The sequence below is a fragment of the Streptomyces sp. NPDC046335 genome, from assembly GCF_055587985.1.
Genome location: NZ_JBVJFF010000007.1, coordinates 145,253 through 171,536, shown reverse-complemented (window position 1 = coordinate 171,536; position 26,284 = coordinate 145,253). Strand labels below are relative to the sequence as shown.

Genomic DNA, 26,284 nt, shown 5'->3' with positions numbered 1-26,284 from the left:
GCACTCGGCCGAGAAGAGCCCCTGCCGGACGGCGCTCCCGGCCGGTGTGTGCTTCGCCGTACGAGGGTGTCCGCGGCCGGGGTACACACGCCGCGCCGATGGCCTGTATGGCCTTATACGGGCGGCCAGGGAATCGCGGGCCACTCCCCCGACGGCTTCGGGTGGCGCCCGGATTCCAGCAGGGTGGCCACCCGCGCGCGGAGCGCGTCGGTCTCCGCCGCGGTGATGAGCCCGGAGAGCCGCTCGGCGAGGGCGGCGCCCTCCTTGAGCGCGTCCCGCAGCACCCGCAGGACCTCGGTGGCCTCGTCGGTCAGGGGCTCGCCCGCCCATCCCCAGAGCAGCGTCCGCAGCTTGTCGTCGGCGTTGAAGGTTACGCCGTGGTCGATGCCGTAGAGGCGGCCGTCGACGGTGAGGAGGTGGCCGCCCTTGCGGTCACCGTTGTTGATCACGGCGTCGAGCACCGCGAGCCGCCGCAGCCTCGCGTCGTCGGCGTGCACGAGCAGCGCGGTGCGGTCCTCGTCCACCTGGGCGCGGCCGATCGCCTTCCAGCCGTCCTCCGGCTCGTCGGCGTCGACCAGGGCGAGCAGTCCGTCGTCCCCGGAGTCCTCGATCCAGAGCTGGCACATGCCCTCTCCGTAGGGCCCGTCCCGCAGCACGGTGGGCGGTACGAGGTCCCAGCCGGTGGCCCGCGACACCTCGTACGCCGCGACCTCGCGCTGTGCGAGCGTGCCGTCGGGGAAGTCCCACAGGGGCTGCTCCCCCGCGACCGGCTTGTAGACGCAGACGGCTTCCTCGCCCTCGTGGGCGACCGTGCAGTACAGCACCGCGTTCGAGGCCTCGCGGATCTGCCCGCGCACGGTGAGCTCCCCGTGGGTGAGGAGCGCGACGGGGTCGGTGCTCACGCGCCCCGCCGGTATCCGTTCTGGCGCGGGCATACGTGTCCTTCCGGGTCGAGCGGGAGGCTGCAGAGCGGGCACGGCGGGCGGCCCGCGTTCACGACGTCGAGGGCCCGCTTGGCGAAGGCGCGGGCCTGCGCCCCGGTGAGCCGGACGCGGAGCATCGGCGGGCCGTTCTCCTCGTCCTGCAGAAGCCTTTCCTCGGCTTCCGCGAGATCGTCCTCGGAGTCGGCGTCGAGCTCGACGAGCGCCTGCGCCTCGACGATCATCCGCTCCTGCTCGCCGTCCCAGGCGAGGGCCATGGTGCCGACGCGGAACTCCTCCTCGACGGGGGAGTCGAGCGGGGCGCTGTCGGCGACCTCGGTGGGCGTGACGGCCGGCACGGCGGCGTTGCCGCCGCTGCGGCGCACGACCTCGTCGAGGAGTTCCTCCATGCGCTCGGCGAGCGCGGCGACCTGGGTCTTCTCCAGGGCGACGCTCGTCACCCTGACGCCCGCGGAGGCTTGCAGGAAGAACGTGCGCCGTCCCGGCAGCCCGACCGTTCCCGCGACGAAACGCTCCGGGGGGTCGTAGAGGAACACCTGACGGGACACGACCTGTCTCCATTGGATCGACTGCGGGGTACGGGTGCCGCGACGGGTTCGGCGCGACCGCTGGACGGGTCAGGGGACCTGCCGCAACCGCTTCACCCTACTGCGGGCGACGATCACGGTGCGCCCGCACCGCCTCCGACTGTCGCGTCGCTTCCGGGCGGCTCCTGCCGGGGCGCGAGCGACGCGAAGTCACCGGTGTCCCCGAGGCGCACGAGGAACGGGCGCAGCCGCGTGTAGCGGATGACGGTGACGGAACAGGGCTCCACGGAGATGCGCTGGAACAGGTCCAGGTGGAGCCCGATGGCGTCCGCGACAAGGGACTTGATGACGTCCCCGTGCGAGCACATCAGATACGTGGCGTCCTCGCCGTGATCGCGCTCCACGCGCGCGTTCCACTCGCGCACCGCCTCCGCCGCCCGGGTCTGCATGGCCCGCATGGACTCGCCGCCGGGGAACGCGGCGGCCGAGGGGTGCTGCTGGACGACCTCCATCAGCGGCTCTCCGGCCAGTTCGGCGAGCTTGCGGCCCGACCAGTCGCCGTAGTGGCACTCGCCGATGCGGTCCTCGCTGTGCGCCCTCAGGCCGGGGCGGGCGGCGAGCAGCGGCGCGACGGTCTCCTGGCAGCGCTGCAGGGGGCTCGTGACGACCTCGGCGACGGGCACGGGGGCGAGCCGGTCCGGCAGCGCGGCGGCCTGCGCGGCGCCGCGCTCGTCGAGGGCCACGCCGGGGGTCCACCCGGCGAGCAGGCCCGCGGTGTTGGCGGTGGAACGTCCGTGCCGGACGAGGATCAGCGTGGGCATACGGACAGCCTAGATCCTGCCGTCAAACCCTCCCCGTTCGCGGGTGAACCCCGTGGCGCGGAACCTCCGTGTGCGGTGAACCCGTGTACGCGGAACCCCCCGTGTGCTTCCGGGGAGTGCAAGGTCCGGGGTGGCCGGGAAGACTGCACTGCATGATCGTCGACTGTGCCATCTACCGCGAAGGCCGTCGGAGCGAGGGCCCCCGTGACTTCTCCGACGCCCTCGACGAGGCGCGCGCCGCGGGTGACGCGTTCGTCTGGGTCGGCCTGCACGAGCCGACGGAGGCGGAGTTCGACAAGGTCAGCGAGGAGTTCCGGCTGCATCCGCTGGCCGTGGAGGACGCGCTCAAGGCCCACCAGCGGCCCAAGCTGGAGGTGTACGACGACTCGCTGTTCATGGTGCTCAAGCCGGTCGTCTACGAACCGGACAGCGACACCGTCTCCTCCGGCGAGGTCATGCTCTTCGTGGGCGACTCGTTCGTGGTGACCGTCCGCCACGGCGAGGGCGCCCCGCTCGGCGTCGTACGCCACCGCCTGGAGGCCGAGCCGGAGGTGCTCAGGCACGGCCCGACGTCGGTCCTGTACTCGATCGCCGACGCCTCCGTCGACCACTACCTGGAGGTCGCCGACGAGCTCCAGGCCGACCTGGAGATCCTGGAGGCGGAGGTCTTCTCGCCGGACGACGGGGGCTCGCGCAACACGGCGTCCAGGATCTACAACTTCAAGCGGCAGATCCTGGAGTTCCGCAGGGCCACCGGGCCCCTGGCGCTGCCCGTGGCGCGGCTCTCCGGAGCGGGCCCGTTCGGCCCTTCGGTGCCGTTCGTGGACGAGACGGCGCAGCCCTTCTTCCGGGACGTCAACGACCACCTGACGCGCGTCAACGAGTCCGTGGAGGGGCTCGACCGGCTGGTGTCGGACATCCTGTCCGCGCACCTGGCGCAGATGAGCGTGCGGCAGAACGACGACATGCGGAAGATCTCGGCGTGGGCGGCCATGGCCGCGGTCCCCACGATGATCGCCGGCATCTACGGCATGAACTTCGACCACATGCCCGAACTGCACTGGACTTGGACCTATCCGGCCGTGATCGCCGTGATGGTCGTCCTCGAAGTGGTCCTCTACCGCATGTTCAAACGGCGGGGGTGGCTGTGACCGCGGGGCCGCCCAGGGCGTCACGCCGCTCCGGCGGGGTCAGGGAGACCATCCGCCGCCGGCCGGCGACGCGCTCGTACGCGTACACGGCGTGGATGCCCGCGGCGAGCGTCTTCCGCTTGGCGGCGGGCCAGCCGAGGATGCGCCCCATGTGGTCCATCACGGCGAGGCTCACGTCGCGGTAGACGCGGATCTCGACGCGTGCGCACTCGCGCAGGGCCCGGTGGATCGTACGGCCGTGCCCGGCGGCGGCGAGGCGCAGCAACTCCTCGTGGCAGTAGGCGAGGTGGTTGTCCTCGTCGGCCGAGATCATGCGGACCGCGCGGCCGATGTCCGGGTGGCCGGCGAAGTGCTTGAGCAGCAGCCGCATCTGTTCGGAGGCGCGCTGTTCGGTGACCCTGCTGTGCGCGAGATACGTGACGACGTCCGGCACCGAGAGCGGCTCCTCGCCCTTCAGCTTCTCGTGCGCGAGGCCGATGCCGTGCTTCTCCAGGAGCATCGTGTAGTCCGTCTCCGGGGGTACGTCGACGGGGCTCAGGCCGCGCTTCTTCAGCAGCGCGCGGAAGATCCTGCCGTGCTTGTCCTCGTCGGCGCCGTGCCGGCTGATCTTGGGCGCGAGGGCGCCCTCGGTCTCGGGGACGAGCGCGGCGATCCGGCCGTTCTCCCAGCCGCCCTGGGCCTCACCGCTGGCGGCGATCGAACAGAAGAGCCGGAACGACTCGTCGTCGGCGAGGATCTCCTCGAAGACACTCCTGGCCGAAAGCATCACTGGCACCTCCATGCCCTCCATGCCATGCCCCTGCGCGTGAACCTCCGCAAAGAAACAGTCAAGTGCGGGAATCGCGGCCGGGCAACAGGTGGCGCGGGGCGGGTCTGCCGAATGTGGGGCCGGTGGCGGCCCGCGGCCCGGCCGTAACCGCGGGCCGCGTGAAGCGTTGTTCCGGGTGACGGCCGTGGCGGGGAAGACCCCCCGAGCCCCCACCACGGCCGCGGAAATCCTCTTCTTCTCGGTTACGCCGGTCCGGCGAACCTCTTGTCCCCGGTCACGCCAGTCCTGCCCGCTCGGCGGCCTCCGTGCCGGCCCGCAGCGCGGCGATCCGCTCGTCCAGCGTGAAGCCCGCCGGGGACAGCGTGAGCGTGGTGACACCGGCGTCGGCGTAGGCCCGCATCCGGTCGGCGATCCGGTCCACCGAGCCGAGCAGCGTCGTCGAGTCGATGAGCTGCTGGGGGACGGCGGCCGCGGCCCCCTCCTTGTCGCCCGCCAGGTACTTGTCCTGGATCTCGGCGGCCTCCTTCTCGTACCCCATGCGCTGCGCGAGCTGGTTGTAGAAATTCTGCTTGCGGCTGCCCATGCCGCCGACGTACAGCGCGGTGTACGGCCGGAACATGTCCGCCAGGGCACCGACCCGCGAGTCCTCGCCGAGGGCGAGCGGCAGCGTCGGGACGACGTCGAAGCCCTCCATGGTCCTGCCCGCCTTCTCGCGCCCGGCCCGCAGATGCCGCAGCGCGGTCTCCTCCAGGTGCTCGGCGGCCGGGAAGATCAGCAGGGCGCCGTCGGCGATCTCGCCGGTCTGCTCCAGGTTCTTCGGGCCGATCGCGGCGATGTACAGCGGGATCTGCTCGCGCTCGGGGTGGACGGTCAGCTTGATGGGCTTGCCGGGGCCGCCGGGCAGCGGGAGCGTCCAGTGCTCGCCCTCGTAGGAGAGGCGCTCACGGGTCATGGCCTTGCGGACGATCTCGACGTACTCACGCGTGCGTGCCAGCGGCTTGTCGAACTTCACGCCGTACCAGCCCTCGGAGACCTGCGGTCCGGAGACGCCGAGGCCCAGGCGGAAGCGGCCGCCGGAGAGCGAGTCGAGGGTGGCCGCCGTCATCGCGGTCATCGCGGGCTGGCGGGCCGGGATCTGGAAGATGGCGGACCCGATGTCGATGCGCTCCGTCTGCGCCGCGACCCAGGAGAGCACCGTCGCGGCGTCCGAGCCGTAGGCCTCGGCGGCCCAGCAGACCGCGTAGCCGAGCTTGTCGGCCTCCCTGGCGACCGCGAGATTGTCCGCGTCCATCCCGCCGCCCCAGTAACCGAGGTTGATCCCGAGCTGCATGGCCGATCCCCTAACCGCTGTACTCATGAGTAACGTCCCTGTGCCGCGGACTTTAGCGCGCGGGCGGAGGATTCGTCAGGGGTGGCGGGCGCGGCTGGGGCGAGGCCGGGGCGGGGCCGGGTGGCGGGGTTGTCCACAATCGCTGGTTTGTCCACAGGGGCGCCCGCGGGCGGGGCCCGATGAGTAATCTCAGCGCCCATGGAGCAGAGGCATCTCGGCCGGACCGGCCTTCGCGTGTCCCGGATCGGACTCGGCACCCTCACCTGGGGGCACACCGAGGAGAGCGACGCCGCCGACCTTCTCAAGGTGTTCTGGGAGGCGGGCGGCACGCTGGTCGACACCGCGGACGTGTACGGCGACGGCGAGGCCGAGTATCTCCTCGGGCGGCTGATCGAGCGGCTCGTGCCCCGGCGTGACCTGGTCATCGCGACCAAGGCGGGCAGCGTGCCCGACCCCGAGCGCCGCTTCGACGGCTCGCGCGGCCATCTGCTCGCCGCCCTCGACGCCTCGCTCGCCCGCCTCGGCACGGACCACGTGGATCTCTGGCAGCTCCACGCCTTCGACCCGGGGACGCCGATCGACGAGACCTTGCAGGCGCTCGACATCGCGGTCAGCAGCGGACGCGCGCGGTACGCGGGCGTCTCCAACTTCTGCGGCTGGCAGCTCGCCAAGGCCGCGACGTGGCAGCTCGCGGTGCCGGGCGCCCGCACCCGCATCGCGGGCACCCAGATGGAGTACTCCCTGCTCCAGCGCGGCGTGGAGCGCGAGGTGCTGCCCGCCGCCATCGACCTGGGGGTGGGCCTGATGCCCTCATCGCCGCTCGGCAGGGGCGTGCTCACCGGGAAGTACCGCCACGCCACCCCGGCCGACTCGCGCGGCGGCTCCGACCACATGGCGCCGTTCGTCGCCCCGTACCTGGACGACGCGTCGGCCCGCATCGTCGACGCGGTGGCCACGGCCGCCGACGGGCTCGCCGCGAGCCCCCTCCAGGTCGCCCTGGCCTGGGTGCGGGACCGCCCGGGAGTGGCGGCACCGATCGTCGGCGCGCGCAACGCGCAGCAGCTCACGGCCGCGTTGTCAGTGGAGACCCTTAGTCTTCCTGACGAGATCTGCCAGGCGCTCGACGACGTGTCGGCGCCCGTGCACCGCTATCCCGATCACGACTGGAGCACGCTGTGAGTACGGAACCCGCTGCCGCGGAGGACCCCGGGGCCGCTGCCGCGGAGCAGGCGGAGCCGCCCGGCACGGAGGAGACCGCGCCTCCGGGGGGCGACGCCACCGGCGAGGAGACGGCTGCCACCGGCGAAGAGACGGCCGATGGGACTGACGGGACGGCCGGCGAGGTGGCCGAGGGCGGGGCCGCGAAGGCCGAGCTGTCCGAGGCCGAGGCCGAGCTCGCCGCGCAGCGGGAGTTGCGGGAGCGGATCGAGCAGCGCAAGGCGTCCAAGGAAGCACCGATCGAGGCCGGGACGAAGCTGAGCGGCACCGCGGCCGACCTGCTGGCGGCGGTGCGCGCCGTGGAGAGCGGCGAGAAGCCCGTCGTCAGCGCCTTCAGCGAGCCGGAGCCCGCCCCGCGCAGGCCCGCGTCCGCCCCCGCCACGGAGCCGGTCCGCCCGCCGCGGCCGTCAGCGGCGGCGCCCTCCGGAGAGAGCGTCGACGCGGTGCGTGCCGTGCTCGCCGAGGGCGGCGCGCCGGACGCGCTCGCCGGGCCGACGGCAGCCGTGCTCGGCGAGGGCGCCGAGGAGCGGCTGCGCGCGGACCCGTGGCAGTTGCTGCGGATCACGGGCGTGCGGCCGGAGCAGGCCGACGGGTTCGCCAGGGCCCTGCTGGGCGCCGAGTGCGGGCCCGACGACGAGCGCAGGGGCCGTGCGGTCACCGTCTGGCTCCTGGAGCAGGCGGCCGTGGCGGGGCACACCGCGCTGGATCTCGCGGCGCTGACCTCCGCGCTGGGGCAGCGTGCGGTGCCTGACCCGGACGCCGCGGTGCAGAGCGCCCTCGCGGAGGGCGACGCCCTGGCCTTCCAGGACGCCCTGGACACGGCGGAGTTGCCGGTCCAGCGCTCGGACGCCGGGGCCTCCGAGGACGGCGAGGCGGATGCGGAGCAGGAGCGTCCGGTGCGCGTCCTGATCGGCCTCGAGCGGTGCGCCCTCGCGGAGGAGAGCCTCGCCGACGGGCTCGCCCGAGTGATCAACTCCCTGCCGAAGGAGGAAGGCTCGGGGCCGGACGCAGCCGCGTGGGAGACGGCCGCCGCCGGAGCGTCGGGCTCCGCCGCCGAGCTGATCCGTGCCGTCGCCGGGCACGGCCTCGTGCTGCACTCCGGCGGCGAGGCCTCGCGCGGCGAACCGGCCGCCCTGGTGACCGCCGCCGCGGCGCTCGGCCTGCGGGTGTACGCCGCCGCCCACAGCACCGACGGCAGGCGCCGCCTGGCGGGGGCGACTGGCCTGGAGGACGCCGCCGTGACGGTGGCCGGACTCCTCTCCGGGGAGGAGGGCCCCGGGCGGGACGCGGACGGCGCCCTCGACCTGGACCTCCTGGTGGTCCTCGACGCCCCGCAGCTGGACGTGGAGAGCGCGGCGATGCTCGTGGAGTCGCTGCCGGACGGCGCCCGCCTGGTGCTCTGCGGAGACCCGGCGGTGCTGTGGTCGGCGGGTCCCGGGCAGGTCTTCGCGGACCTCGTCTCCGCGCGCTGCTGCCCGCAGATCGTCTCCCGCACCCCTGACCCCGGCCCCATCGGTGAGCTGACCTCGGGCATCGGCATCGGCGAGCTGCACCAGGTCGAGGCCCCGGGCAAGGAGGTCGTGCTCGTCCCGGTGCGCGACGCCGCGGAGGCGATCCACCGCACCGTGCAGCTCGTCGCGGACTCGGTGCCCCGGGCGATCGGGGTGCCCGCCGAGCAGACCCAGGTCATCACCCCCGGGCACGGCGGCGCCGCGGGCACGCGTGCGCTCAACGCCGCGCTGAAGGAGCGGCTGAACCCCGGCCCCGGCCGCTTCGGCGGCTTCGACCCCGGGGACAGGGTCGCCCACATCCCGGCGGCCGGACGTGCGACGCCGGGCCGGGTGGTGCGGGCCGACGCGGAGGGACTGCACCTGGAGTGCGACGGCGCCCCCGTCCTCGTACCCAAGGAGCGGGTGGACCGCGAGGTGCGGCACGCCTGGGCGCTCACGGCTCACCAGGCCGTGGGGCTGCGCTGGCCCGCGGTGGTCGTGGTGCTGCCGGGCGACGCGGCGCAGTCACTGACGCGACCGTGGGTCTACACGGCGTTCAGCCGCGCGGAACGGCACCTGTCGGTCGTACAGGGCGTCGAGCAGGCACTGCCGCGAGCGGTGGCGGAACGCCTCGGGAAGGACCGCACGACCCGCCTCCAGACCTTGCTGCGCCCACAGGTGCCGCAAGCGGCGTCCTGAGCCGGGGAAGCCCACCTCGGCCACGGGCGAGCGCACGAAAGCCGCCGTCGGCTAGCGCACGAAAGCCGCCGCCCGCAGACGTACGCAGGCGCCCGCAGGCGTACGAAAGCGCGCCGTTCCTCGAAGGAGCGGCGCGCTTCGTCGGCCCGGCTACGGCCTGGTCCTGTGCCGGGTCGTCAGAGGCCGGCCCCGCGCGCCCGGGAGCCCTCGCCGGGCCCCTCGGCACCGTCCCGGGGGCCTCGGCCGTCCGTCTCGTCGATCTCGTCGACCTCGTCGAGCGGCACCGCCAGGTCCGCGTCGATGTCGACGTCCGCGTCGGGGCCGTCGAGGGCGTCGTCGTCCAGCTCGTCGTCGAAGACCGCGCTGACGTCGAAGCGGCAGACCACCCGGTGCGGATCGGCCTCGTCGAAGGGGGCGCTCAGCCACTCCCCCGGCTCGGCGGCAACGTCCGCCGCGGTCACCCAGAGGGTGGAGTCGCCCTCCTCAAGGCCGAACTCCTTGTGCCGCGAGGCGATCTCGTCCGGTTCGAACTCCCCGAAGAGGACACCGAGCGCCCCGTGCACGGTGTCGGCGGGACCGCTGCCGCCCGGCCCGCCCGCGTCGAGGTCGGCGACCCGCTGGGCCTGGGCGAGCAGCCGCTGGGGTTCCGCCACGGCGTAGTCGCGGCGGATGAGCACGCTGAGCGCGTTGGCCTCCTCCGGGCCGCGGTAGGGCGGCAGCGCGTCCTCCGCGGCGGGGATCTCGAAGGGGGTGACCTCGTCATGGCGGTCGTAGAGGAGTTCGTCGTACTCCTCGGCCGCCGCGGCGAGCGCGTTGAACGCTTCGTACACGGCCGGATCGTCCTCGCCCGACCTGCGTTCGACCGCGGCCAGGTGGCGGTCGAGCGCGGTCTTGACCGCCTCGGCGGCGGCACGTACCTCGGCAGCGGTGGGCTGCGCAGCATCAGACATAGTGCAGACGCTATCCGTACCGGGCCCGTGCCCGCACAATAGATGCGATGCCGGAATACGAATTTGTCGACGTGTACGTACCGCGCGGGGTCACCCGCAAGGAAGCCACACGCCTGCTGACTGACCACGCGGAGTACGGACTGTGGGAGTTGGACCGCCTGAGACTTCACCGTGACGGCAGCCGCAGGGTGCGGCTGAAGCGACGGATCATCCGCCAGCTACGGGCGACCTGGTGACCCGGTGACCTCGTGACCGAACCGCCGAGAACGGCGGAAACGGAGCGGCCCACGGCTGCGGGACCCGCTCCGTTCCGCCGTGCCCGGCGGTGCAACGGCTCAGGCGGCCGCCCGCGCCCTGCGGTACAGGACGGTGCCCGCGAGCAGCGCGCCCGCGCCGAGCGGCAGTGTGACGCCGAGCGGCAGCGAGCTGCCGGTGTCCGCGAGCCGCGGGGCGCGGCCCGCATCCGTCACCTGTGCGTCGCCGCCGGTATCCGTGAGGTGCGAGCCCCCCTTGGGCGGGGTGACGACCTGCGTGCCCGGGTTGTTCGGAACGACAGGGTCGACCGGGTCCTCGGGGTCACCGGGATCGCCGGGGTTGCCAGGCTCACCGGGGTCACCGGGATCGCCGGGCTCATCCGGATTGCCTGGGTTGCCGGGGTTGTCCGGCTCGTCGGGGTGACCCGGGTGCTCAGGATCCGTCGGAGGATGCTCGTGGGCCGGTGGCGGCGTGGAGCCGTCGGACTCGTTGGCGCAGTCGTTGCCGCTGACGGGGTTGGCGAGGCCTCCGATGGTGACGCTGTTGCCGCAGACATTCACCGGCGCGTCCACGGGGAGCTGCACCTGGTTGCCGGAGCCGACGCCGGGCGAGTCACTGGCGTGACCGTCCGCATCGGAGCCGCCGGAGGGCTTGCGTGAATCGCCGCCCCCGTGGTTGACGCAGGCGTTGCCGGCGGCGGGGTTGAGGACCCCGACGACGTTCACGGTGTTGCCGCAGACGTTGACCGGGGCGTCAACGGGAATCTGCACGGAATTGCCCGACAGAACACCGGGCGAATTCGAACTGCTCCCGTCGGCACCCGCGTCCGCGTGTGCGTAACTCCCGGTCGCGGCGAGTACGCCGGTCGCCGCGGCCACAATGGTCAGGCCTTTGCGCGTGACCTGTCGCATAGCTGTTCCCTGCCTTTTACCTTCCGGAGAACGTACGGACGTGTTCGCCCGGACGCGGAATACCTGTCGGCCCCGGAGCGCATGGCGCGCGCTCCGGGGCCGACGGACTCAGACCCTCAAGGGGGTGAGGCGCAACAACGTCACTTGTTGATGCAGGTGTTGCCGAAGGTGGGGTTCAGCAGCCCGATCACGGAGACCGTGTTACCGCAGGCGTTCACCGGCACGTGCACGGGCACCTGGACGACATTGCCCGAGAGCACGCCCGGGGACTGCACAGCGGCACCCTGCGCACCGGAGTCGGCGGTGGCGATACCCGCACCCGCGAGCACGAGACCACCGGTGGCGGCAACAGCGGCGACGATCTTCTTGATCATTATTCCTCCTCGTAGGCAAACGCAGTCCAAGCTGCGGACTGCATCACCTGTAACGAGGAGGGTGGTGCGGGGCTACGAGCAGATGACCTCTTTCACTCTTTTCAGTCAAGTACGCACGGGCTGGCGATTATTGGAGTGTCGTCTGAGCGACTAATCAGGTCGCATTCCTTCAGGAGGCGTCGATGAACCGGTCGAGCACCCGGACACCGAACTTGAGGCCGTCCACCGGAACCCGCTCGTCCACGCCGTGGAACATGCCCGCGAAGTCCAGCTCCGGCGGCAGCTTCAGCGGTGCGAAGCCGAAGCCGCGGATGCCGAGGTCGTCGAAGGACTTGGCGTCCGTCCCCGCGGAGAGCATGTACGGCACGGCGCGCGCGATCGGGTCCTCCGCCCGCAGGGCGGTCTGCATGGCGTCGACGAGCGCGCCGTCGAACGTCGTCTCCAGGGCCTTGTCGGCGTGCACGTCCTCGCGGCGCACGTTCGGGCCGAGGAGCCGGTCCAGGTCGGCGAGGAACTCCTGCTCGTACCCCGGCAGGTAGCGGCCGTCGACGTGCGCGGTGGCCTGCCCGGGGATCACGTTCACCTTGTACCCGGAAGCGAGCTGCGTGGGGTTGGCGGTGTTCTGGAGGGAGGCGCCGATGAGCTTGGCGATGCCGCCGAGCTTGGCGAGCGTCTCGTCCATGTTCTCCGGGTCGAGCTCGGTACCGAGGGCGTCACCGAGCTCGTCGAGGAAGTGGCGCAGGGTCTTGGTGACGCGCACCGGGAACTTGTGCCGCCCGAGGCGTCCGACGGCCTCGGAGAGCTCGGTGATCGCGTTGTCCTTGTGGATCATCGACCCGTGGCCGGCGGTGCCGTCCACGGTCAGCTTCATCCAGTGCATGCCCTTCTGGGCCGTCTCGACGAGGTAGAGCCGCAGGTTCTCGTTGACGGTGAAGGAGAAGCCGCCGACCTCGCTGATCGCCTCGGTGCAGCCCTCGAAGAGGCCGGGGTGGTTGTCGACGAGGTGCCGCGCGCCGTACGTGCCGCCCGCCTCCTCGTCCGCCAGGAAGGCGAGGACGATGTCGCGCGGGGGCTTGCGGCCGCTGCGCATCCGCTCACGGACGACCGCGAGGGTCATCGCGTCCATGTCCTTCATGTCGACGGCGCCCCGGCCCCACACGCAGCCGTCCGCGATCTCCCCGGAGAAGGGGTGGTGCGTCCAGTCCGCGGCGTTGGCCGGCACGACGTCGGTGTGCCCGTGGATGAGCAGCGCGGGCCGCGACGGGTCCTCGCCCGCGATCCGCGCCACCGTGGAGGCCCTGCCGGGGTGGGACTCGAAGATCTTCGGTTCGAGACCGACCTCGGCGAGCTTCTCGGCGACGTACTCCGCGGCCTTGCGCTCACCCGGACCCGAGTGGTCGCCGTAGTTGCTCGTATCGATCTGGATCAGTTCGCGACAGAGGTCGACGACCTCGTCCTCACCGGTGACGGCCTTGCCCGTGCTGGACCCGCTCACGCTGGCTCCTCCCGCATTCGCTGCTGGTGGTCCCCCTCATCCTCTCTCTCCGCGGCTCCGCGCCCAAGGCCGGGCGGGTGCCGTCATCAGCAGTTCACAGCGGTGGCGGGGGTGATCGGGGACCCTGGGAAGCCTGGTAATGTTCTCTGTGTCGCCGCGGGAAACGCCCCGCGAAGACAGACACCTTGTCCGGGTGGCGGAATGGCAGACGCGCTAGCTTGAGGTGCTAGTGCCCTTTATCGGGCGTGGGGGTTCAAGTCCCCCCTCGGACACCAGCCAAGGCCCCAGTTCTCGAACTGGGGCCTTTCGCGTGGCCGCCGCGGCTTCTCGAACTCTCGCCGCGGCTGCTCAGCTCCTACCGTGCCCGCTCAGCTCCCGCCGCTCCGCGCGACGAGCTGCTTCAGGGCGACGTTCAGCTCCAGGACGTTCACCCGCGGCTCCCCGATGAAGCCGAGTGTCCGGCCGTCGGTGTGCTCTTCGACGAGGCGTTCGACCTTTGCCGGGGCCAGGTGGTTCCTCGCCGCGACGCGACGGGACTGGAGGTCCGCGTAGGCCGGGGAGATGTGCGGGTCAAGGCCCGATCCCGAGGAGGTGACCGCGTCGGCGGGTACCTCGGAGGGCCGCACCTCGTGGCCCGGCGTGGAGTTGTCCTTGATCACGGCTGCCTTGGCGGCCTTCACCTGGCTGATCAGGTCCTCGCTGTCGCCGGCGAGGTTCGTGGCGCCGGACAGCAGCAGCTCGTACTGCTCGTTCACGCTGTTCTCCCCCAGGCCGTTCGAGGGGCGCGGCTGGAACCATCTGAGGTCCGGTTCGGCCGTCTCCTGGCCCTTCTTGAGGGGCAGGTCATAGCGCTGGCCGATGAGCTCGGAGCCGACGGTCCGGCCGTCCGCCCGTATCTCGGAGCCGTTGGCCTCGTCGTTGAAGAGGGCCTGGGCGGCGCCGGTGACCGCGAGCGGGTACAGGACGCCGCAGACGAGGGTGAGGACGAGCAGGGCGCGGGCGCCCGCGCCGAGCAGCCGTGCGGTGTTCGCTACGGAGTTGTTCATGGTGACTCAGCACGCTTTCTGGTCGGCCGGGGCCGGGTCAGCCCAGGCCGGGGACGAGGGAGAGGAGCACGTCGATGATCTTGATGCCGATGAAGGGGGCGACGAGGCCGCCGAGGCCGTAGACGCCGAGGTTGCGCCGGAGCATCCGGTCCGCGCTCATCGGGCGGTAGCGCACGCCCTTCAGGGCGAGCGGCACGAGGGCGACGATGATCAGGGCGTTGAAGATCACCGCCGAGAGGATCGCGGACTCGGGCGATGCCAGGCCCATGATGTTGAGCTTGTCGAGGCTCGGGTACGCCACCGTGAACATGGCCGGGATGATCGCGAAGTACTTGGCGACGTCGTTGGCGATGGAGAACGTCGTCAGGGCTCCGCGGGTGATGAGGAGCTGTTTGCCGATCTCGACGATTTCGATGAGCTTGGTGGGGTCGGAGTCCAGGTCGACCATGTTCCCGGCCTCCTTGGCGGCCGAGGTGCCGGTGTTCATGGCCACGCCGACGTCCGCCTGGGCGAGGGCGGGGGCGTCGTTGGTGCCGTCGCCCGTCATCGCGACCAGCTTGCCGCCCGCCTGCTCGCGCTTGATCAGCGCCATCTTGTCCTCGGGCGTGGCCTCGGCGAGGAAGTCGTCGACGCCCGCCTCCTCGGCGATGGCCTTAGCGGTCAGCGGGTTGTCGCCGGTGATCATGACGGTCCTGATGCCCATGCGGCGCAGTTCGTCGAACCGCTCGCGCATGCCCTCCTTGACCACGTCCTTGAGGTGGATCGCGCCGAGGACCCGGGCGCCGCGGCCGTCCTCCACCGCGACGAGCAGCGGGGTGCCGCCCGCCCGGGAGATCCGTTCGGCGATGGCGCGCGTGCCGTCGGCGACCGCTCCGCCGCGCTCCTCGACCCAGGCGAGCACCGAGGCGGTCGCTCCCTTGCGGACCCCGCGTCCCTCGACGTCCAGGCCCGACATGCGGGTCTGCGCGGTGAACGGCACCCATGCCGCGCCGGTCAGCTCGCCCTGGTGACGCTCGCGCAGCCCGTACTTCTCCTTGGCGAGTACGACGACGGAGCGGCCCTCGGGGGTCTCGTCGGCCAGTGAGGAGAGCTGGGCCGCGTCGGCGAGCTCGGCCGCGGTGGTACCGCGTACGGGCACGAACTCGGCGGCCCTGCGGTTGCCGAGCGTGATGGTGCCGGTCTTGTCGAGCAGCAGCGTCGACACGTCGCCCGCGGCTTCGACGGCCCGGCCGGACATGGCCAGGACGTTGCGCTGCACCAGGCGGTCCATGCCCGCGATGCCGATGGCGGAGAGCAGGGCGCCGATGGTGGTGGGGATCAGGCAGACGAGCAGGGCCGTCAGGACGATCAGCGAGGTCTGGCCGTCGGCCCCTGCGTAACCCGCGAAGGGCTTGAGGGTGACCACGGCGAGCAGGAAGACGATGGTGAGGGACGCGAGGAGGATGTTCAGCGCGATCTCGTTGGGGGTCTTCTGACGGGCCGCGCCCTCGACCAGGTTGATCATGCGGTCGATGAACGTCTCGCCCGGCTTCGTCGTGATCTCGATGACCACGCGGTCGGAGAGCACCTTCGTGCCGCCCGTGACCGCGGACCGGTCGCCGCCCGACTCCCGGATGACGGGAGCGGATTCGCCGGTGATCGCCGACTCGTCGACGGACGCCACGCCCTCGACGACGTCTCCGTCACCGGGGATGATGTCGCCGGCCTCGCAGACGACCCGGTCGCCGACGCGCAGGGCGGTGCCCGGCACCGCCTCCTCGGCGCCGTCGGTCAGCCGGCGGGCCACGGTGTCGGTCTTGGCCTTGCGCAGGGTGTCGGCCTGCGCCTTGCCGCGGCCCTCGGCGACGGCTTCGGCGAGGTTGGCGAAGAGCGTGGTCAGCCAGAGCCAGGCGGTGATCGCCCAGCCGAACCAGTCGGACGGGTCCAGAGCCGCGAGCACGGTGGTGGCCACCGAGCCGATCAGGACCACGAACATCACCGGGGACTTGACCATGATCCGCGGGTGCAGCTTGCGGAAGGCGTCGGGCAGCGACGTGAGCAGCTGGGCCGGATCGAAGAGACCGGCGCCGACCTTGCCCGCATCCGCCTTGCCCGCCCCGGCCTTGCCCGTCCCGGCTCCGCCCGTCTCCGCGGTCGGGTCTCCCGCCCGGACCTCGTGGTGAGGGGTGGCCTTCGCCGCCTCGTGCTTCTCGGTGTCCGTGCTCATGACGCGAGTCCCTCGGCGAGCGGTCCCAGCGCGAGCGCGGGGAAGTAGGTGAGTCCGGTGATGATCGTGATCGTGCCGACGAGCAACCCGGTGAACAGCGGTTTCTCGGTGCGCAGGGTTCCTGCCGTCTCCGGTACGGGACGCTGCTGGGCCAGTGATCCGGCGAGCGCGAGGACGAAGACCATCGGCAGGAAGCGGCCGAGGAGCATGGCGAGGCCGATCGTGGTGTTGAACCAGTTCGTGTCGGCGCTCAGGCCGCCGAAGGCGGAGCCGTTGTTGTTGGCGCCGGAGGTGAAGGCGTAGAGGATCTCGGAGAATCCATGGGCGCCCGAGTTGAGCATCGAGTCCTTGGGCGTGGGCAGTGCCATCGACACGGCGGTGAGGCTCAGCACGAGCGCCGGGGTGATGAGGATGTAGCACGCCGCGAACTTGATCTCGCGGGTGCCGATCTTCTTGCCCAGGTACTCCGGCGTGCGGCCGACCATCAGGCCCGCGATGAACACCGCGATGATCGCCATGACGAGCATGCCGTACAGGCCCGACCCGGTGCCGCCGGGGGCGATCTCGCCGAGCTGCATGCCGAGCATCTCCAGGCCGCCGCCGAAGCCGGTGTAGGAGGAGTGGAAGGAGTTCACGGCGCCGGTGGAGGTGAGGGTGGTGGCCACCGCGAAGAGCGACGAACCGCCGATCCCGAACCGGGTCTCCTTGCCCTCCATGGCCCCGCCCGCCAGGTCGAACGCCGGGCCGCCGTGGTGGAACTCGGTCCACATCATCAGCGCGGTGAAGCCGATCCAGATGGTGACCATCGTGGCGAGGATCGCGTGTCCCTGCCGGAGCGATCCGGTCATCCGGCCGAAGGCGCGGGTCAGCGCGAAGGGGATGAGGAGGATCAGGAAGACCTGGAAGAGGTTGGAGAGGGGGGTGGGGTTCTCGAAGGGGTGGGCGGAGTTGGCGTTGAAGTAGCCGCCGCCGTTGGTGCCGAGGAGTTTGATGACCTCCTGGGAGCCGATCGCGCCGCCGTTCCACTGCTGCGAGCCGCCGGTGAACCGGCCGACCTCGTGGATGCCGGAGAAGTTCTGGAGGGCGCCGCAGGCGACGAGGACGAGGGCGCCGAGCACGGATATCGGCAGCAGGACGCGGACCACGCCGCGCACCAGGTCGGCCCAGAAGTTGCCGAGCTCGCCGGTGCGGGAGCGCGCGAAGCCGCGTACGAGTGCCACGGCGACCGCGATGCCCACCGCCGCCGAGACGAAGTTCTGCACCGCGAGGCCGCCCGTCTGGACGACGTGGCCCATGGCCTGTTCGCCGGAGTAGGACTGCCAGTTGGTGTTGGCCACGAACGAGACCGCGGTGTTGAAGGCCTGGTCGGGGTCGATGGAGCGGAAGCCGAGGGAGCCGGGCAGCGTGCCCTGGAGCCGCTGGAGCACGTAGAGGAAGAGGACGCCGGCCACGGAGAAGGCGAGGACACCGCGCAGGTACGCGGGCCAGCGCATCTCCGTGTCCGGGTCGGCGCCGATGGCCTTGTAGATCCACTTCTCGGCGCGAAGGTGTTTCTTCGAGCCGTAGACGCGGGCCATGTGGTCGCCGAGCGGGCGGTACGCGAGGGCGAGCGCCGCCATGAGTGCGAGGAGCTGGAGCACACCGGCTGGGACTGGGCTCATGTCGGCTTCAGAACCTCTCCGGGAAGATGAGGGCGAGGACGAGGTAGCCCAGGAGAGCGAAGGCCACGACGAGACCGACGATGTTCTCGGTGGTCACAGCTTCGTCACCCCCTTGGCGACGAGTGCCACCAGCGCGAAGAGCGCGAGTGTGGTGACGACGAAGGCCGCGTCGGCCATCGTGAGCTCCCGAAAGAAGTGGACGGATGAACTGCTTGCTCTGACGGTTGAAGGAAACCGCTGTTCAAGCCGCATCCGGCCGCCGTTGACGCCGTCCATACGACGTCGAAGGCCCTCTTGACGGGTCTCTTACGACAGCACGCCCGCTGCCCCGTCCGGCTACGCCGTCAGCTCGGCGAGGCGCGTCAGGGCGTCGCTCGCCGCCTCCCTCTCGGCGGCCGTGAGTGTGAGCGCGGCGGCCCTGGTCAGGAGCCTGTCGGCCAGCTCCGCGTCGTCGAGCCGCTGGGCGACGTCGGCGCGCAGGACCAGCAGGCGCAGTTCCTGTTCCGCGGTGGGCCGCTCGTCCGTGCGGTCCAGGGCCCTGTCGATGATCTTCGCGGCGCCGGACAGGTCCTCCTTGGAGTCGACGAAGAGGTCGGCCAGGTGCAGGGCCCGCGCGAAGGTCTCCTTCGGGACGGGGCGCATCGAGGGGTCGTCGCTGATGGGCTGCCCCACGCGGATGCTGTTGCCGCCGGGGTCGGTCATGAGGAACTGCCGCACTCCGTACGACATGTCCTTGAGCGGTCCGATGCGGGGCAGGCCGCGCGTCGGAATCCTGCCGTACGCCGCCTTGAGCCCGGCGCGGAAGGCGGCGTGCAGGGTGTCGACGTCATCGGTGAGGACGTAGCAGCCGGAGTGGGACTCCGTGGGGTCGTACTGCTTCATGCCGTAGAACTGCAGCTGTATCGCGCCGCGTTCGACGACGGCGTAGGCGTAGGGGCTCTTCTGGAGGAACGTCGTCTCGAAGCCGAGGGCGGTGTAGAAGTCCACCACCGGCTGGATCGTCTGGCACGGGAGGAGGGGGATCGTTTTCTCGGGCATGCGCCGCACCCTAGTCAAGTTTGAGTAGCGGCGCAGGCCCTTCGGGGTTCCGCTCTACAGCGCGTGGCCCGTCGTCACGTCCACGTGGTCCGGGATCTCCTCGTGGCGGTCGCCGACCGTCAGCGTGCCGGTGGGCTCGAAGAGCAGGATGCGGGCGCCGTCCGGGGCGTACGGCTTGTGCTCGGTGCCGCGCGGGACGGTGAAGACGGAGCCCCGCGGCAGGGTGACCCGGCGCTCCCCCGCGGGTTCGCGCAGGTCGATGTGGAGCTCCCCGCCGAGCACGAGGAAGAACTCGTCGGTGTCGTCGTGGACGTGCCAGACGTGGTCGCCCTCCAGCTTGGCGACGCGTACGTCGTAGTCGTTGACGGAGGTGACGATGCGGGGGCTCCACAGGGCGTCGAAGGAGGCGAGGGCGTCGCCGAGGGCGATGGGTTCACTGGTCATGAGGCGATCTTGCGACGTGACCGGCCACCGCCACGAGTGCTAGAAACCGCACATGACGCAAGAATCCTCGCAGTCGCCGCCGGGGCGGGCGCCGCACCGGGTCGTGGTCATCGTCGACGAGGGGACCAACCCCTTCGAAGTCGGGGCCGCCACCGAGGTGTTCGGACTGCCGCGGCCGGAGCTCGGCCTCGCCGGAGCGCTGTACGAGATCGTGCTGTGCACACCGGAGCCGGGCATCCGCATGAACCACGGGTTCTTCACCCTCACCGGCGTGCCCGGGCTCGACGCCGTGGAGAGCGCGGACACGCTGATCCTGCCGGGGCGGCCCGACAACAACGTGCCGCGCGCGTCGGCCGTACTCGACTCCATCCGGCGGGCCCACCGGCGCGGCACCCGGATTCTGAGCCTGTGCACCGGGGCCTTCGCGCTCGCCGAGGCGGGCATCCTCGACGGCCGCAGGGCCACCACGCACTGGCAGTGGGCCGACGAGTTCCGGGAGCGGTTTCCGGCCGTGCGGCTCGAACCGGACGTGCTCTTCGTGGACGACGGCGACATCCTCACCGCCGCGGGCAGCGCGGCCGCACTCGATCTGGGCCTGCACATCGTCCGCAAGGACTTCGGGGCCGAGGTCGCCACCTCCGTGAGCAGGCGCCTCGTCTTCTCGGCCCACCGGGACGGCGGCCAGCGGCAGTTCGTGGAGCGGCCGGTTCCACAGGTGCCCGACGCCTCGCTCGCGCCGTTGCTCGACTGGGCGCGGGAGCGGCTCGGCACTCCCCTGACCGTGACCGGCCTCGCGGCCCGCGCCGGGGTGAGCCCGGCCACCCTGCACCGCCGCTTCCGCGCGGAGCTCGGCACCACGCCGCTGGCCTGGCTCACGAACGAGCGCGTGGCGCTGGCCTGCCGGCTCATCGAGCGGGGCGAGGAGCGGCTCGACGTCGTCGCGTACCGCAGCGGCCTGGGTACCGCCGCGAATCTGCGGGTCAGGCTGCGTCGCCGGACGGGGCTCAGCCCCACCGGCTACCGGCGCAGGTTCGGGACCGGCGGGGGCCCCGTGGCCGGCCGGAACGCGGCTGCCGTCGCGGACAGCGCCCCGTCAGGAGCTGTCAGTCCCAGAGAGTCCCGTGCCGGAGGTGCGCGTCGGTGAGCCCGCGGTGGAAGAACCGCTCGTAGTAGTCCTCCTCCACGTGGTGGACCTGGAGCCAGATCCCGGGCACGTGGATCGCGTCGACGTGCGCGGGAAAGCGGCGGTGCGTCCGCAGGATGTACTCGCAGATGTCACGGGCGCAGGCGACCACCCGGTCCTCGTACGCGCTCGCCTCCGCGAGGTAGCGCTGCCCGTAGTCCTCGCGGTAGATGCGGCTGAACACGTCCGGGTCGGCGTAGACCCCTCCCCGGCCGAACTTGGCCCGGACGACCCCGTCGACCGCCTGCCTCATCGTGCGGTGCGCGGGCGGGCAGGCGGCCTGGATCAGGGGTTCGCCCCCGGGCGAGGTGAGGCCCACCGGGTGGGAGCGCAGCGCCGCGTACTTCGGGAGCGGGACGTGCCAGCGCCACAGGTCGTGCGGGTGCCAGCGCGGGGTGACGAAGGTGAAGCCGAGCATCCTGCCGTAGGCGCGGGAGAACTTCGGGTCGCCGAGGGCGATCTGCGGGTTGACGGACGCGTGGATCCAGGCGCCGAGGCCCATCGCCTCGGCGGTCAGCATGAGGTTCTGCAGGAGCAGGTCCGCCTCGATCTGGGTGCGCAGCGGGCCGAGCGCCCCGAGCGGCAGCTTCAGGCCGGGGTTGAGGAAGCCGTTGCGGATCCACTTCCGTACGCCCGCCGGGCGGTAGAAGTTGCGGTCGTCGACGAGGGTGGGGCGGGCGTCGTCCGGCTGGGTGAGCAGGTACATCAGGGCGTTGATGTACTGGTGGGAGAGGTCGACCACCGGGAACAGGACGGTCGTTCCCGGCAGGTTGGACAGGAAGCGGTTGGAGTCCAGGTACGCCGGGAAGTCGCGCATGCCCTCGGCGACGTCGAGGCGGTGGTCGAGGACCCGCACCTTGGCCTGCCTGGCCCGCTCGACGAGCCGCCGGGCGTCGAGCAGCTCGTCGGGAGCCGGAGGGAGCCCGCGCAGGAAGTACGTGCCCGAGTCGTTGATCAGGAAGAAGTGCGTGGCCTGGGCGTTGTCGGGGCTGCCGGCGGTCCGGCCCGCCATGGTCATGTTGGGCTTGGCCATGATCGGCTTGCCGTCGCGCGGATCGTCGAAGGGGCGGTCCGGCATGGTCAGGCCCGTACAGCCGGTCAGCGCGATGAGGACCGCTTCCTCCAGCTCGGTCAGGGGGCGCGGCTCGTGCGGTGAGCGGTACGTCATCGAGCCCGCGGGGACGGTGGCGCCGCGGCTCACCCGGTGGGTGCGGCGGCGCCAGAGCGTCTCCAGGAGGGGCCGGGTGAACAGGTCGGCGAGCCCCGGGTGTCCGGGGTGTCCGGGGTCGTCCGGGCCGTGAGTCCCGGACGACCTGCCCGGGCCGCCCTCAGCCGCCGTCACGGCCGTCGCCGGTCATCGGCTGGACGTGCCGCCAGGGGGCGAAGGCGCTGGCGCCGCGCGGCAGCAGACCCGCGAGTTCGGGGCAGTGCCGCAGCAGGACGGTGTTCATGCCGCCCTTCCGCACCCAGTCGATGCCGAGCGGGGTGTAGATCTCGGGGCGGAAGTCGACGGTCAGGAAGCGGTCGCTCTGGAGCCGCCGGGTGGCCATGAGGATGAAGACGCGGAAGGCCGTGTCGCTGAAGCCGAAGCCGTGCGGCGGGTTCTCGGCGAACAGGCCGACCACCGTGTCGATCTCGTCGACCGAGCGGTAGACGTCCTTGAGCGCGGCCAGGGTCGCGGGGTCCTGCGAGAGGTCCTCGAAGCGGCGTATGCGCTGCTTGTGCAGGCCCGCGCGGAAGTCGTTGTAGCGGGGCACGCCGCGCCTGCGGGTGCGGACCAGGTCGACGACGGACAGGTCGATGATCTCGCCGTCCCGCTCGAAATGCTGGAGTGCGCGCGGGAAGTTGTGCAGGGTGATCGCGCCGGGGTGGGCGATGCCGAAGGAGTACAGCGTGTCGGCGAGACCCGTCTTGCGGATGGCGGCCTCGGCGAAGCCGCCCTGGATGTCGCGGAAGCCGAGGGTTTCGAGGCGCTGCCCGAAGCGGTGCTCGCGCATCTCGAAGTCGTCGGGGATCAGCGGGTGCATCCGGTAGACGGTGACGAAGTCCTCCGTCAGCGAGTACGGGGCCTTGTGGTGGTCGGGGAGGGTCTTGGGGATGCCGGTCAGGGAGTGGGCTTCGAGCAGCCACAGGCCGAGCTTGTTGAGCCAGTTCGCGGGCGGCCCGTCCCAGTTGGTGTGCAGGCCGAGGTCGATCGCCTCGGTGGCGAGGATCGCCGGGGTCCACTCCACGGTGTGGATCTTGGCGATGAGGGCGGAGACGACGAGGCGCGCGGTGTGGTAGACGCTCTCCTCGCCCATCGAGGGGTAGGCGTGCCGCAGTGCGTCGCAGACCGCGTTGTGTTCACGGGCGAAGAGCGTGTGCATGGCGCTGAGGCCCGTCCACCAGCTCTCGGCGAAGCCCGTCAGCGGGATGCCGTTCTGGCCGAGGGGCAGATGGCCCTCCTCCAGGCGCAGCTTGGCGCCGCCGCCCGGTTCGCGCAGATACGTGGCGGTCCGCTCGTTCTCGCCGTACACCTCGGACCCGTCCCACCAGTGGGACGCCGCGTTGGCGAAGAGCAGCGGGGGCTGTCCGGGAACGTCGATGCCTTCGTTCTCGGCGAAGCGCATGACGCGCTCGGCGGGGCCGCCGGGGGTGTTGTGCCAGGTGCTGCCGGGTGGCAGCGGCACCTCGACGGCCGGCCCTCCCGGCTTGTGGCGGCGGTGGTTGACCCAGTCGTGGACCTGGAACTGGATCCAGGCGGCGGCCAGGACGTTCAGCGAGGTCGCGGGCAGGAACGTGTCCCGGTACAGGAGCCGGCGGCTGACCTCGACGGGGTTCGGGACGTCGAAGAGGTCGGGGCGGTGGACGGGCTTGAGGTTGCGGCCGAAGGCCGCGCCCACGGCGCCCATCTCCGGCTTGGACAGGTCGTTGTACGTGCCGTCGTACGAGCGTGAGGTGCGCAGCCGTTCGTCGGGCGGCGGGGTGGGCACGGGCACGGCCCTGGGCGGCGCCTCGTGCACGTCGGTGTCGATGAGGTTGAGGCGGCGCAGCGCCTTGCGCAGGAAGACGAGGTTGAGCAGGCTCGCCGCCAGCGGCAGCCTGTGCCAGGGCACGTAGCGGTTCAGGAGGCGGAACGCCGCGCCGACGGGGGCGCCGAGCACCCGGTTGCGCAGCGGCTCCTCGGTGACGAAGCGCAGACCGTGGCGGTGGGCGGCGCTCGCCTCGTACGCGGACTTGCGGGCCCGGTTGAGGTTGCCGAGGGGGCGGAAGCCGTCGGTGGTGAACCACGGGTTGAACCCGGTGGCCTCGACGCGCAGGGCCGCGGCGCGGGCCTCCGCGGTGTCGAGGTCCTGGCTCGGCACGGTCAGCCGGGCGACGGGCAGCGCGGGCGCGGCGGACTCCGCCCACTCCACGGAGCAGTCCTCGACGGGCGTGGCCCTCTCGTCGGCGTACCGCTGCACGCAGAGGTCGAAGGCGATCTCCTGGCGGGCGAGCCGTGCCTCCAGTTCGCGGCTGAGGTACCGCGAGTCGCGCCGCGCCGCGTCCGGCGCGGCACCGCCGTTGGAGACCGGGCGCAGCAGGTACCGTACGGGGCCCGCCGCGCCCCAGAGGATCGCGCTGCGGCTCCAGTACGTCTCGTCCGCGAGGCTGCCGACCGTGCGCTTGACGGCGGCCCCGACGTTGCGGCGCATACGGCCGGCGGCGGTGGGGCCGATGGCGAGCGGCAGCTTGACGAAGAGCCCAAGCGCCTTGCGCGGGCGGCTCGTCGCCCCCGCCATGGCCACGGCGAACGCCACGAACTCGCGGGCGTCACGGGCGTGCGACACCGGGAAGTTGGTGGCGAACAGGTCGTGGCTCTCCTCGGCGGAGACCGTGACGCGCACGGCGACGCCGCGCAGGTCGGGCGCCCCGTCGGCCGACCGGATGCCGCTCGCGTTGGACAGCCGCAGGGTCGCCGGGTACTCGGCGCCCGGCTGTGCGAAGCCCGTGCGCAGGGCCTCGGGGAGGTCGTCGCGGAAGCGGAGCCGGGCGTTCTCCACGCCGAGCGCGGCCTTGGCGTGGAGGGCGCGCTCGGGGCCCGCGGCCTTGGCGGCGCGCCGGTTCTTCTCCTGGACCTTCATCAGCTCCCGGGCCAGGCGCTCGAATATCCGCCGCTCCGCCTCCGGGCTGCCGCCCATGTAACGCTCGTAACTCGGCTGGTGCTGTCCGCTGTCGGCCATCGGGCGCCTCTTCCATCGCACGGCGTAGGGCATACGGCGTACGGGACTGCGTGAGGGACGGGGCAGCCAGACGCTACTGGCGGGCCCGGTCGGCCGCAGCGAGGGTTCCCGCCTATGTGCGCGGGCGCTCCGGGGCCTCGAACTGGCGGTCGGGCCAGGGCGTTTGGGCCCGTCGGCGGCTTCCGGGCGGCAGCGGTGAGCGCCGGGCGCGACGGGGACACACCCCGTGTGAATCCCCGCTTCCCTGGAGTCCCACGCGCGCACCCGCGCCGGTGGCCGGGTCACGACGGGTGGGGCCGCGGCGCGTGGGCCTCAGTCGATGAACGCGCCGTCGACGTACACCCACGCACCGTCAAGGCGTTCGAAGCGGCTGCGCTCGTGCAGCGCGTCGGGGCGTCCGCCGTCGGTGTAGCGCGCCCGGAAGGTCACCGTGCCGGTGGTGTGGAACGCGGTGCCCTCGGTGGTCTCCTCGATCTCCAGGCCCGTCCAGCGCATCGCCGGGTCGAACTCCACGCGCGGGGGGCGCGTGCGCGGGTGCCAGGTGCGCAGCAGATAGCCCTCGTCCCGCACGGCGAAGGCGCTGTAGCGCGAGCGCATCAGCTCTTCGGGGGTGCTCGCGGCGGCCCCGCCCCGGTGCAGCTCGCCGCAGCACTTCTCGTACGGCTGGGGGTGGCCGCAGGGGCAGGGCGTGGGGCGTGTGGCGCGTCGGGACATGCCGTCCATTGTCGCCGACCCCCGGACCGCGCGTGCCTCAGGGCGCCAGGATGTCCAGTTCCTCAAGGGCGCCCAGGGCGATCTCCCGGGTCAGTGCCTCGGCGCGGGCTGCGTCGCCCTCCCTGACCGCCTCGGCGACCTTGACGTGCAGGGTCACGGCGGGCGGGTCCGGGTCCTCGAACATCACCTGGTGGGCGGTGCGGCCGGTGAGGACCTCGGCGACGACGTCTCCGAGGCGGGCGAACATCTCGTTGCCGGAGGCGTTGAGGATGACCCGGTGGAAGGCGACGTCGTGCCGCAGATAGCCCTCCAGCTGGTGGCCGCGCGAGTGGGCGACCATGCCGAGCGCGCACTCGGTGAGCTCCGCGCACTGGGCGGCCGTGGCGTGCCGGGCGGCGAGCCCGGCCGCGACCGGCTCGATCGCGGAGCGCAGCACGGTCAGCGAGCGGAGCTGGCGCGGCCGCTCGGCGCCGGCCAGCCGCCAGCGGATGACCTGCGGGTCGTAGACGTTCCACTGCTCGATGGGCAGCACGGTCACGCCCACGCGACGGCGGGACGCTACGAGGCGCATGGACTCCAGGACCCGGACCGCCTCGCGCATCACGGAACGTGACACCTCGAAGCGCTGGGCGAGCTCGTCCGTGAGCAGGACGCTTCCGGCCGGGTACTCGCCGGCCGTGATGGCGGGCCCGAGGCTTTCGAGTACGCGGGAGTGCAGCCCTCGGGCCCGATCGGTCATGAGGGAAGCCTACGAGGGATGCCGCGTGAACAATAAGTCAGACTTTTATGTCACAGACTCTTGAATTCGTCAGACCTAATGGGTTTCAGTGACGTGAACGAAGGACCGATGTCGATGAAG

Annotated in this window: 25 protein-coding genes and 1 tRNA gene; 6 read left to right on the top strand and 20 right to left on the bottom strand. The window is 71.8% G+C overall.

The features are described from left to right. Window positions 1-113: 113 nt before the first annotated feature. The 3 genes from ACZ6JY_RS18745 to ACZ6JY_RS18735 form a co-directional block, all read right to left on the bottom strand. The gene (locus ACZ6JY_RS18745) at window positions 114-935 is read right to left on the bottom strand and encodes an SCO1664 family protein (protein WP_469197099.1); all 822 of its coding nucleotides are present in this window, start codon (window positions 933-935) and stop codon (window positions 114-116) included. After that, on the bottom strand, window positions 899-1,489 hold the full coding sequence (locus ACZ6JY_RS18740) for a DUF3090 domain-containing protein (protein WP_469197098.1): 591 nt from the start codon (window positions 1,487-1,489) through the stop codon (window positions 899-901). The genes ACZ6JY_RS18745 and ACZ6JY_RS18740 overlap by 37 nt, the downstream gene beginning before the upstream one ends. A gap of 113 nt (window positions 1,490-1,602) precedes the next feature. After that, complete coding sequence (locus tag ACZ6JY_RS18735; protein WP_469197097.1) at window positions 1,603-2,289, bottom strand: histidine phosphatase family protein; 687 nt, start codon at window positions 2,287-2,289, stop codon at window positions 1,603-1,605. 152 nt (window positions 2,290-2,441) lie between these two features. Between ACZ6JY_RS18735 and corA the strand changes: the two genes are divergently transcribed. After that, entirely contained in the window at window positions 2,442-3,440 is a 999-nt protein-coding gene (gene corA, locus ACZ6JY_RS18730) for a magnesium/cobalt transporter CorA (RefSeq protein WP_469197096.1), read from the top strand. Here corA and ACZ6JY_RS18725 read toward each other — a convergent pair. Together ACZ6JY_RS18725 and ACZ6JY_RS18720 are read right to left on the bottom strand one after the other, a co-directional pair. Beyond that, entirely contained in the window at window positions 3,418-4,206 is a 789-nt protein-coding gene (locus ACZ6JY_RS18725; RefSeq protein WP_469197095.1) for a ferritin-like domain-containing protein, read from the bottom strand. The genes corA and ACZ6JY_RS18725 overlap by 23 nt on opposite strands. Before the next feature lie 277 nt (window positions 4,207-4,483). Beyond that, a complete protein-coding gene (locus tag ACZ6JY_RS18720; protein WP_469197344.1) occupies window positions 4,484-5,539 on the bottom strand; it encodes an LLM class F420-dependent oxidoreductase in 1,056 nt (351 codons plus the stop codon). A gap of 198 nt (window positions 5,540-5,737) precedes the next feature. Between ACZ6JY_RS18720 and ACZ6JY_RS18715 the strand changes: the two genes are divergently transcribed. Further along, on the top strand, window positions 5,738-6,718 hold the full coding sequence (locus tag ACZ6JY_RS18715) for an aldo/keto reductase (RefSeq protein WP_469197094.1): 981 nt from the start codon (window positions 5,738-5,740) through the stop codon (window positions 6,716-6,718). Continuing rightward, window positions 6,715-8,946 (top strand): helix-hairpin-helix domain-containing protein, encoded by a 2,232-nt coding sequence (locus ACZ6JY_RS18710; RefSeq protein ID WP_469197093.1) that lies wholly within the window; start codon window positions 6,715-6,717, stop codon window positions 8,944-8,946. The genes ACZ6JY_RS18715 and ACZ6JY_RS18710 overlap by 4 nt, the downstream gene beginning before the upstream one ends. Window positions 8,947-9,122: 176 nt before the next feature. On the opposite strand, the gene ACZ6JY_RS18705 is transcribed toward ACZ6JY_RS18710, so the two are convergent. Further along, window positions 9,123-9,896: a hypothetical protein gene (locus ACZ6JY_RS18705; protein WP_469197092.1), complete on the bottom strand. Its 774-nt coding sequence runs from the start codon at window positions 9,894-9,896 to the stop codon at window positions 9,123-9,125. A 47-nt stretch (window positions 9,897-9,943) separates the two neighbouring features. Here ACZ6JY_RS18705 and ACZ6JY_RS18700 point away from each other — a divergent pair, with 47 nt between their 5' ends. Further along, window positions 9,944-10,132 (top strand): DUF5703 family protein, encoded by a 189-nt coding sequence (locus ACZ6JY_RS18700; protein WP_447036433.1) that lies wholly within the window; start codon window positions 9,944-9,946, stop codon window positions 10,130-10,132. Between the two features lie 99 nt (window positions 10,133-10,231). On the opposite strand, the gene ACZ6JY_RS18695 is transcribed toward ACZ6JY_RS18700, so the two are convergent. The 3 genes from ACZ6JY_RS18695 to ACZ6JY_RS18685 all read right to left on the bottom strand — a co-directional run bounded on the left by ACZ6JY_RS18695 (window position 10,232) and on the right by ACZ6JY_RS18685 (window position 12,931). Then, window positions 10,232-11,062, bottom strand: coding sequence for a chaplin (locus ACZ6JY_RS18695; protein WP_469197091.1), 831 nt, complete (start codon window positions 11,060-11,062; stop codon window positions 10,232-10,234). A gap of 140 nt (window positions 11,063-11,202) precedes the next feature. Beyond that, window positions 11,203-11,436, bottom strand: a complete 234-nt coding sequence (gene chpH, locus ACZ6JY_RS18690; RefSeq protein ID WP_469197090.1) for a chaplin ChpH — start codon at window positions 11,434-11,436, stop codon at window positions 11,203-11,205. A 169-nt stretch (window positions 11,437-11,605) separates the two neighbouring features. Then, the gene (locus tag ACZ6JY_RS18685) at window positions 11,606-12,931 is read right to left on the bottom strand and encodes a M20/M25/M40 family metallo-hydrolase (protein WP_469197089.1); all 1,326 of its coding nucleotides are present in this window, start codon (window positions 12,929-12,931) and stop codon (window positions 11,606-11,608) included. 187 nt (window positions 12,932-13,118) lie between these two features. Here ACZ6JY_RS18685 and ACZ6JY_RS18680 point away from each other — a divergent pair. Beyond that, window positions 13,119-13,206: transfer RNA gene (locus ACZ6JY_RS18680), tRNA-Leu, on the top strand. Between the two features lie 93 nt (window positions 13,207-13,299). Here the strand turns inward: ACZ6JY_RS18680 and ACZ6JY_RS18675 are convergent. The 7 genes from ACZ6JY_RS18675 to ACZ6JY_RS18645 are packed head-to-tail and all read right to left on the bottom strand — an operon-like array spanning window position 13,300 to window position 19,326. Further along, on the bottom strand, window positions 13,300-13,977 hold the full coding sequence (locus tag ACZ6JY_RS18675; protein WP_469197088.1) for a potassium-transporting ATPase subunit C: 678 nt from the start codon (window positions 13,975-13,977) through the stop codon (window positions 13,300-13,302). A 37-nt stretch (window positions 13,978-14,014) separates the two neighbouring features. Next, entirely contained in the window at window positions 14,015-16,183 is a 2,169-nt protein-coding gene (kdpB, locus tag ACZ6JY_RS18670) for a potassium-transporting ATPase subunit KdpB (protein WP_469197087.1), read from the bottom strand. Beyond that, window positions 16,180-17,844 carry a potassium-transporting ATPase subunit KdpA gene (gene kdpA / locus ACZ6JY_RS18665; protein WP_469197086.1) on the bottom strand — a complete coding sequence of 555 codons (1,665 nt, stop codon included), beginning with the start codon at window positions 17,842-17,844 and terminating at the stop codon, window positions 16,180-16,182. The genes kdpB and kdpA overlap by 4 nt, the downstream gene beginning before the upstream one ends. 7 nt (window positions 17,845-17,851) lie before the next feature. Continuing rightward, window positions 17,852-17,941, bottom strand: a complete 90-nt coding sequence (gene kdpF / locus ACZ6JY_RS18660; protein WP_469197085.1) for a K(+)-transporting ATPase subunit F — start codon at window positions 17,939-17,941, stop codon at window positions 17,852-17,854. Then, a complete protein-coding gene (locus ACZ6JY_RS18655; RefSeq protein WP_447036441.1) occupies window positions 17,938-18,120 on the bottom strand; it encodes a hypothetical protein in 183 nt (60 codons plus the stop codon). Before ACZ6JY_RS18655 ends, kdpF begins: the two co-directional genes overlap by 4 nt. 60 nt (window positions 18,121-18,180) lie before the next feature. After that, on the bottom strand, window positions 18,181-18,882 hold the full coding sequence (locus tag ACZ6JY_RS18650) for a bleomycin resistance protein (RefSeq protein WP_469197084.1): 702 nt from the start codon (window positions 18,880-18,882) through the stop codon (window positions 18,181-18,183). Window positions 18,883-18,936: 54 nt separating this feature from the next. Beyond that, entirely contained in the window at window positions 18,937-19,326 is a 390-nt protein-coding gene (locus ACZ6JY_RS18645; RefSeq protein ID WP_469197083.1) for a cupin domain-containing protein, read from the bottom strand. Between the two features lie 52 nt (window positions 19,327-19,378). On the opposite strand from ACZ6JY_RS18645, the gene ACZ6JY_RS18640 reads away from it, so the two are divergent. Beyond that, complete coding sequence (locus ACZ6JY_RS18640; RefSeq protein ID WP_469197082.1) at window positions 19,379-20,470, top strand: helix-turn-helix domain-containing protein; 1,092 nt, start codon at window positions 19,379-19,381, stop codon at window positions 20,468-20,470. On the opposite strand, the gene ACZ6JY_RS18635 is transcribed toward ACZ6JY_RS18640, so the two are convergent. From ACZ6JY_RS18635 to ACZ6JY_RS18620, 4 genes are all read right to left on the bottom strand, one after another. Next, a complete protein-coding gene (locus ACZ6JY_RS18635; protein ID WP_469197081.1) occupies window positions 20,430-21,851 on the bottom strand; it encodes a hypothetical protein in 1,422 nt (473 codons plus the stop codon). The two genes, ACZ6JY_RS18640 and ACZ6JY_RS18635, sit on opposite strands and share 41 nt — an antisense overlap. Further along, window positions 21,838-24,711, bottom strand: coding sequence for a peroxidase family protein (locus ACZ6JY_RS18630; RefSeq protein WP_469197080.1), 2,874 nt, complete (start codon window positions 24,709-24,711; stop codon window positions 21,838-21,840). Before ACZ6JY_RS18630 ends, ACZ6JY_RS18635 begins: the two co-directional genes overlap by 14 nt. A 312-nt stretch (window positions 24,712-25,023) precedes the next feature. After that, window positions 25,024-25,425 (bottom strand): YchJ family protein, encoded by a 402-nt coding sequence (locus ACZ6JY_RS18625; protein ID WP_469197079.1) that lies wholly within the window; start codon window positions 25,423-25,425, stop codon window positions 25,024-25,026. Between the two features lie 37 nt (window positions 25,426-25,462). Next, entirely contained in the window at window positions 25,463-26,164 is a 702-nt protein-coding gene (locus ACZ6JY_RS18620) for a FadR/GntR family transcriptional regulator (RefSeq protein ID WP_469197078.1), read from the bottom strand. Between the last annotated feature and the right edge of the window lie 120 nt (window positions 26,165-26,284).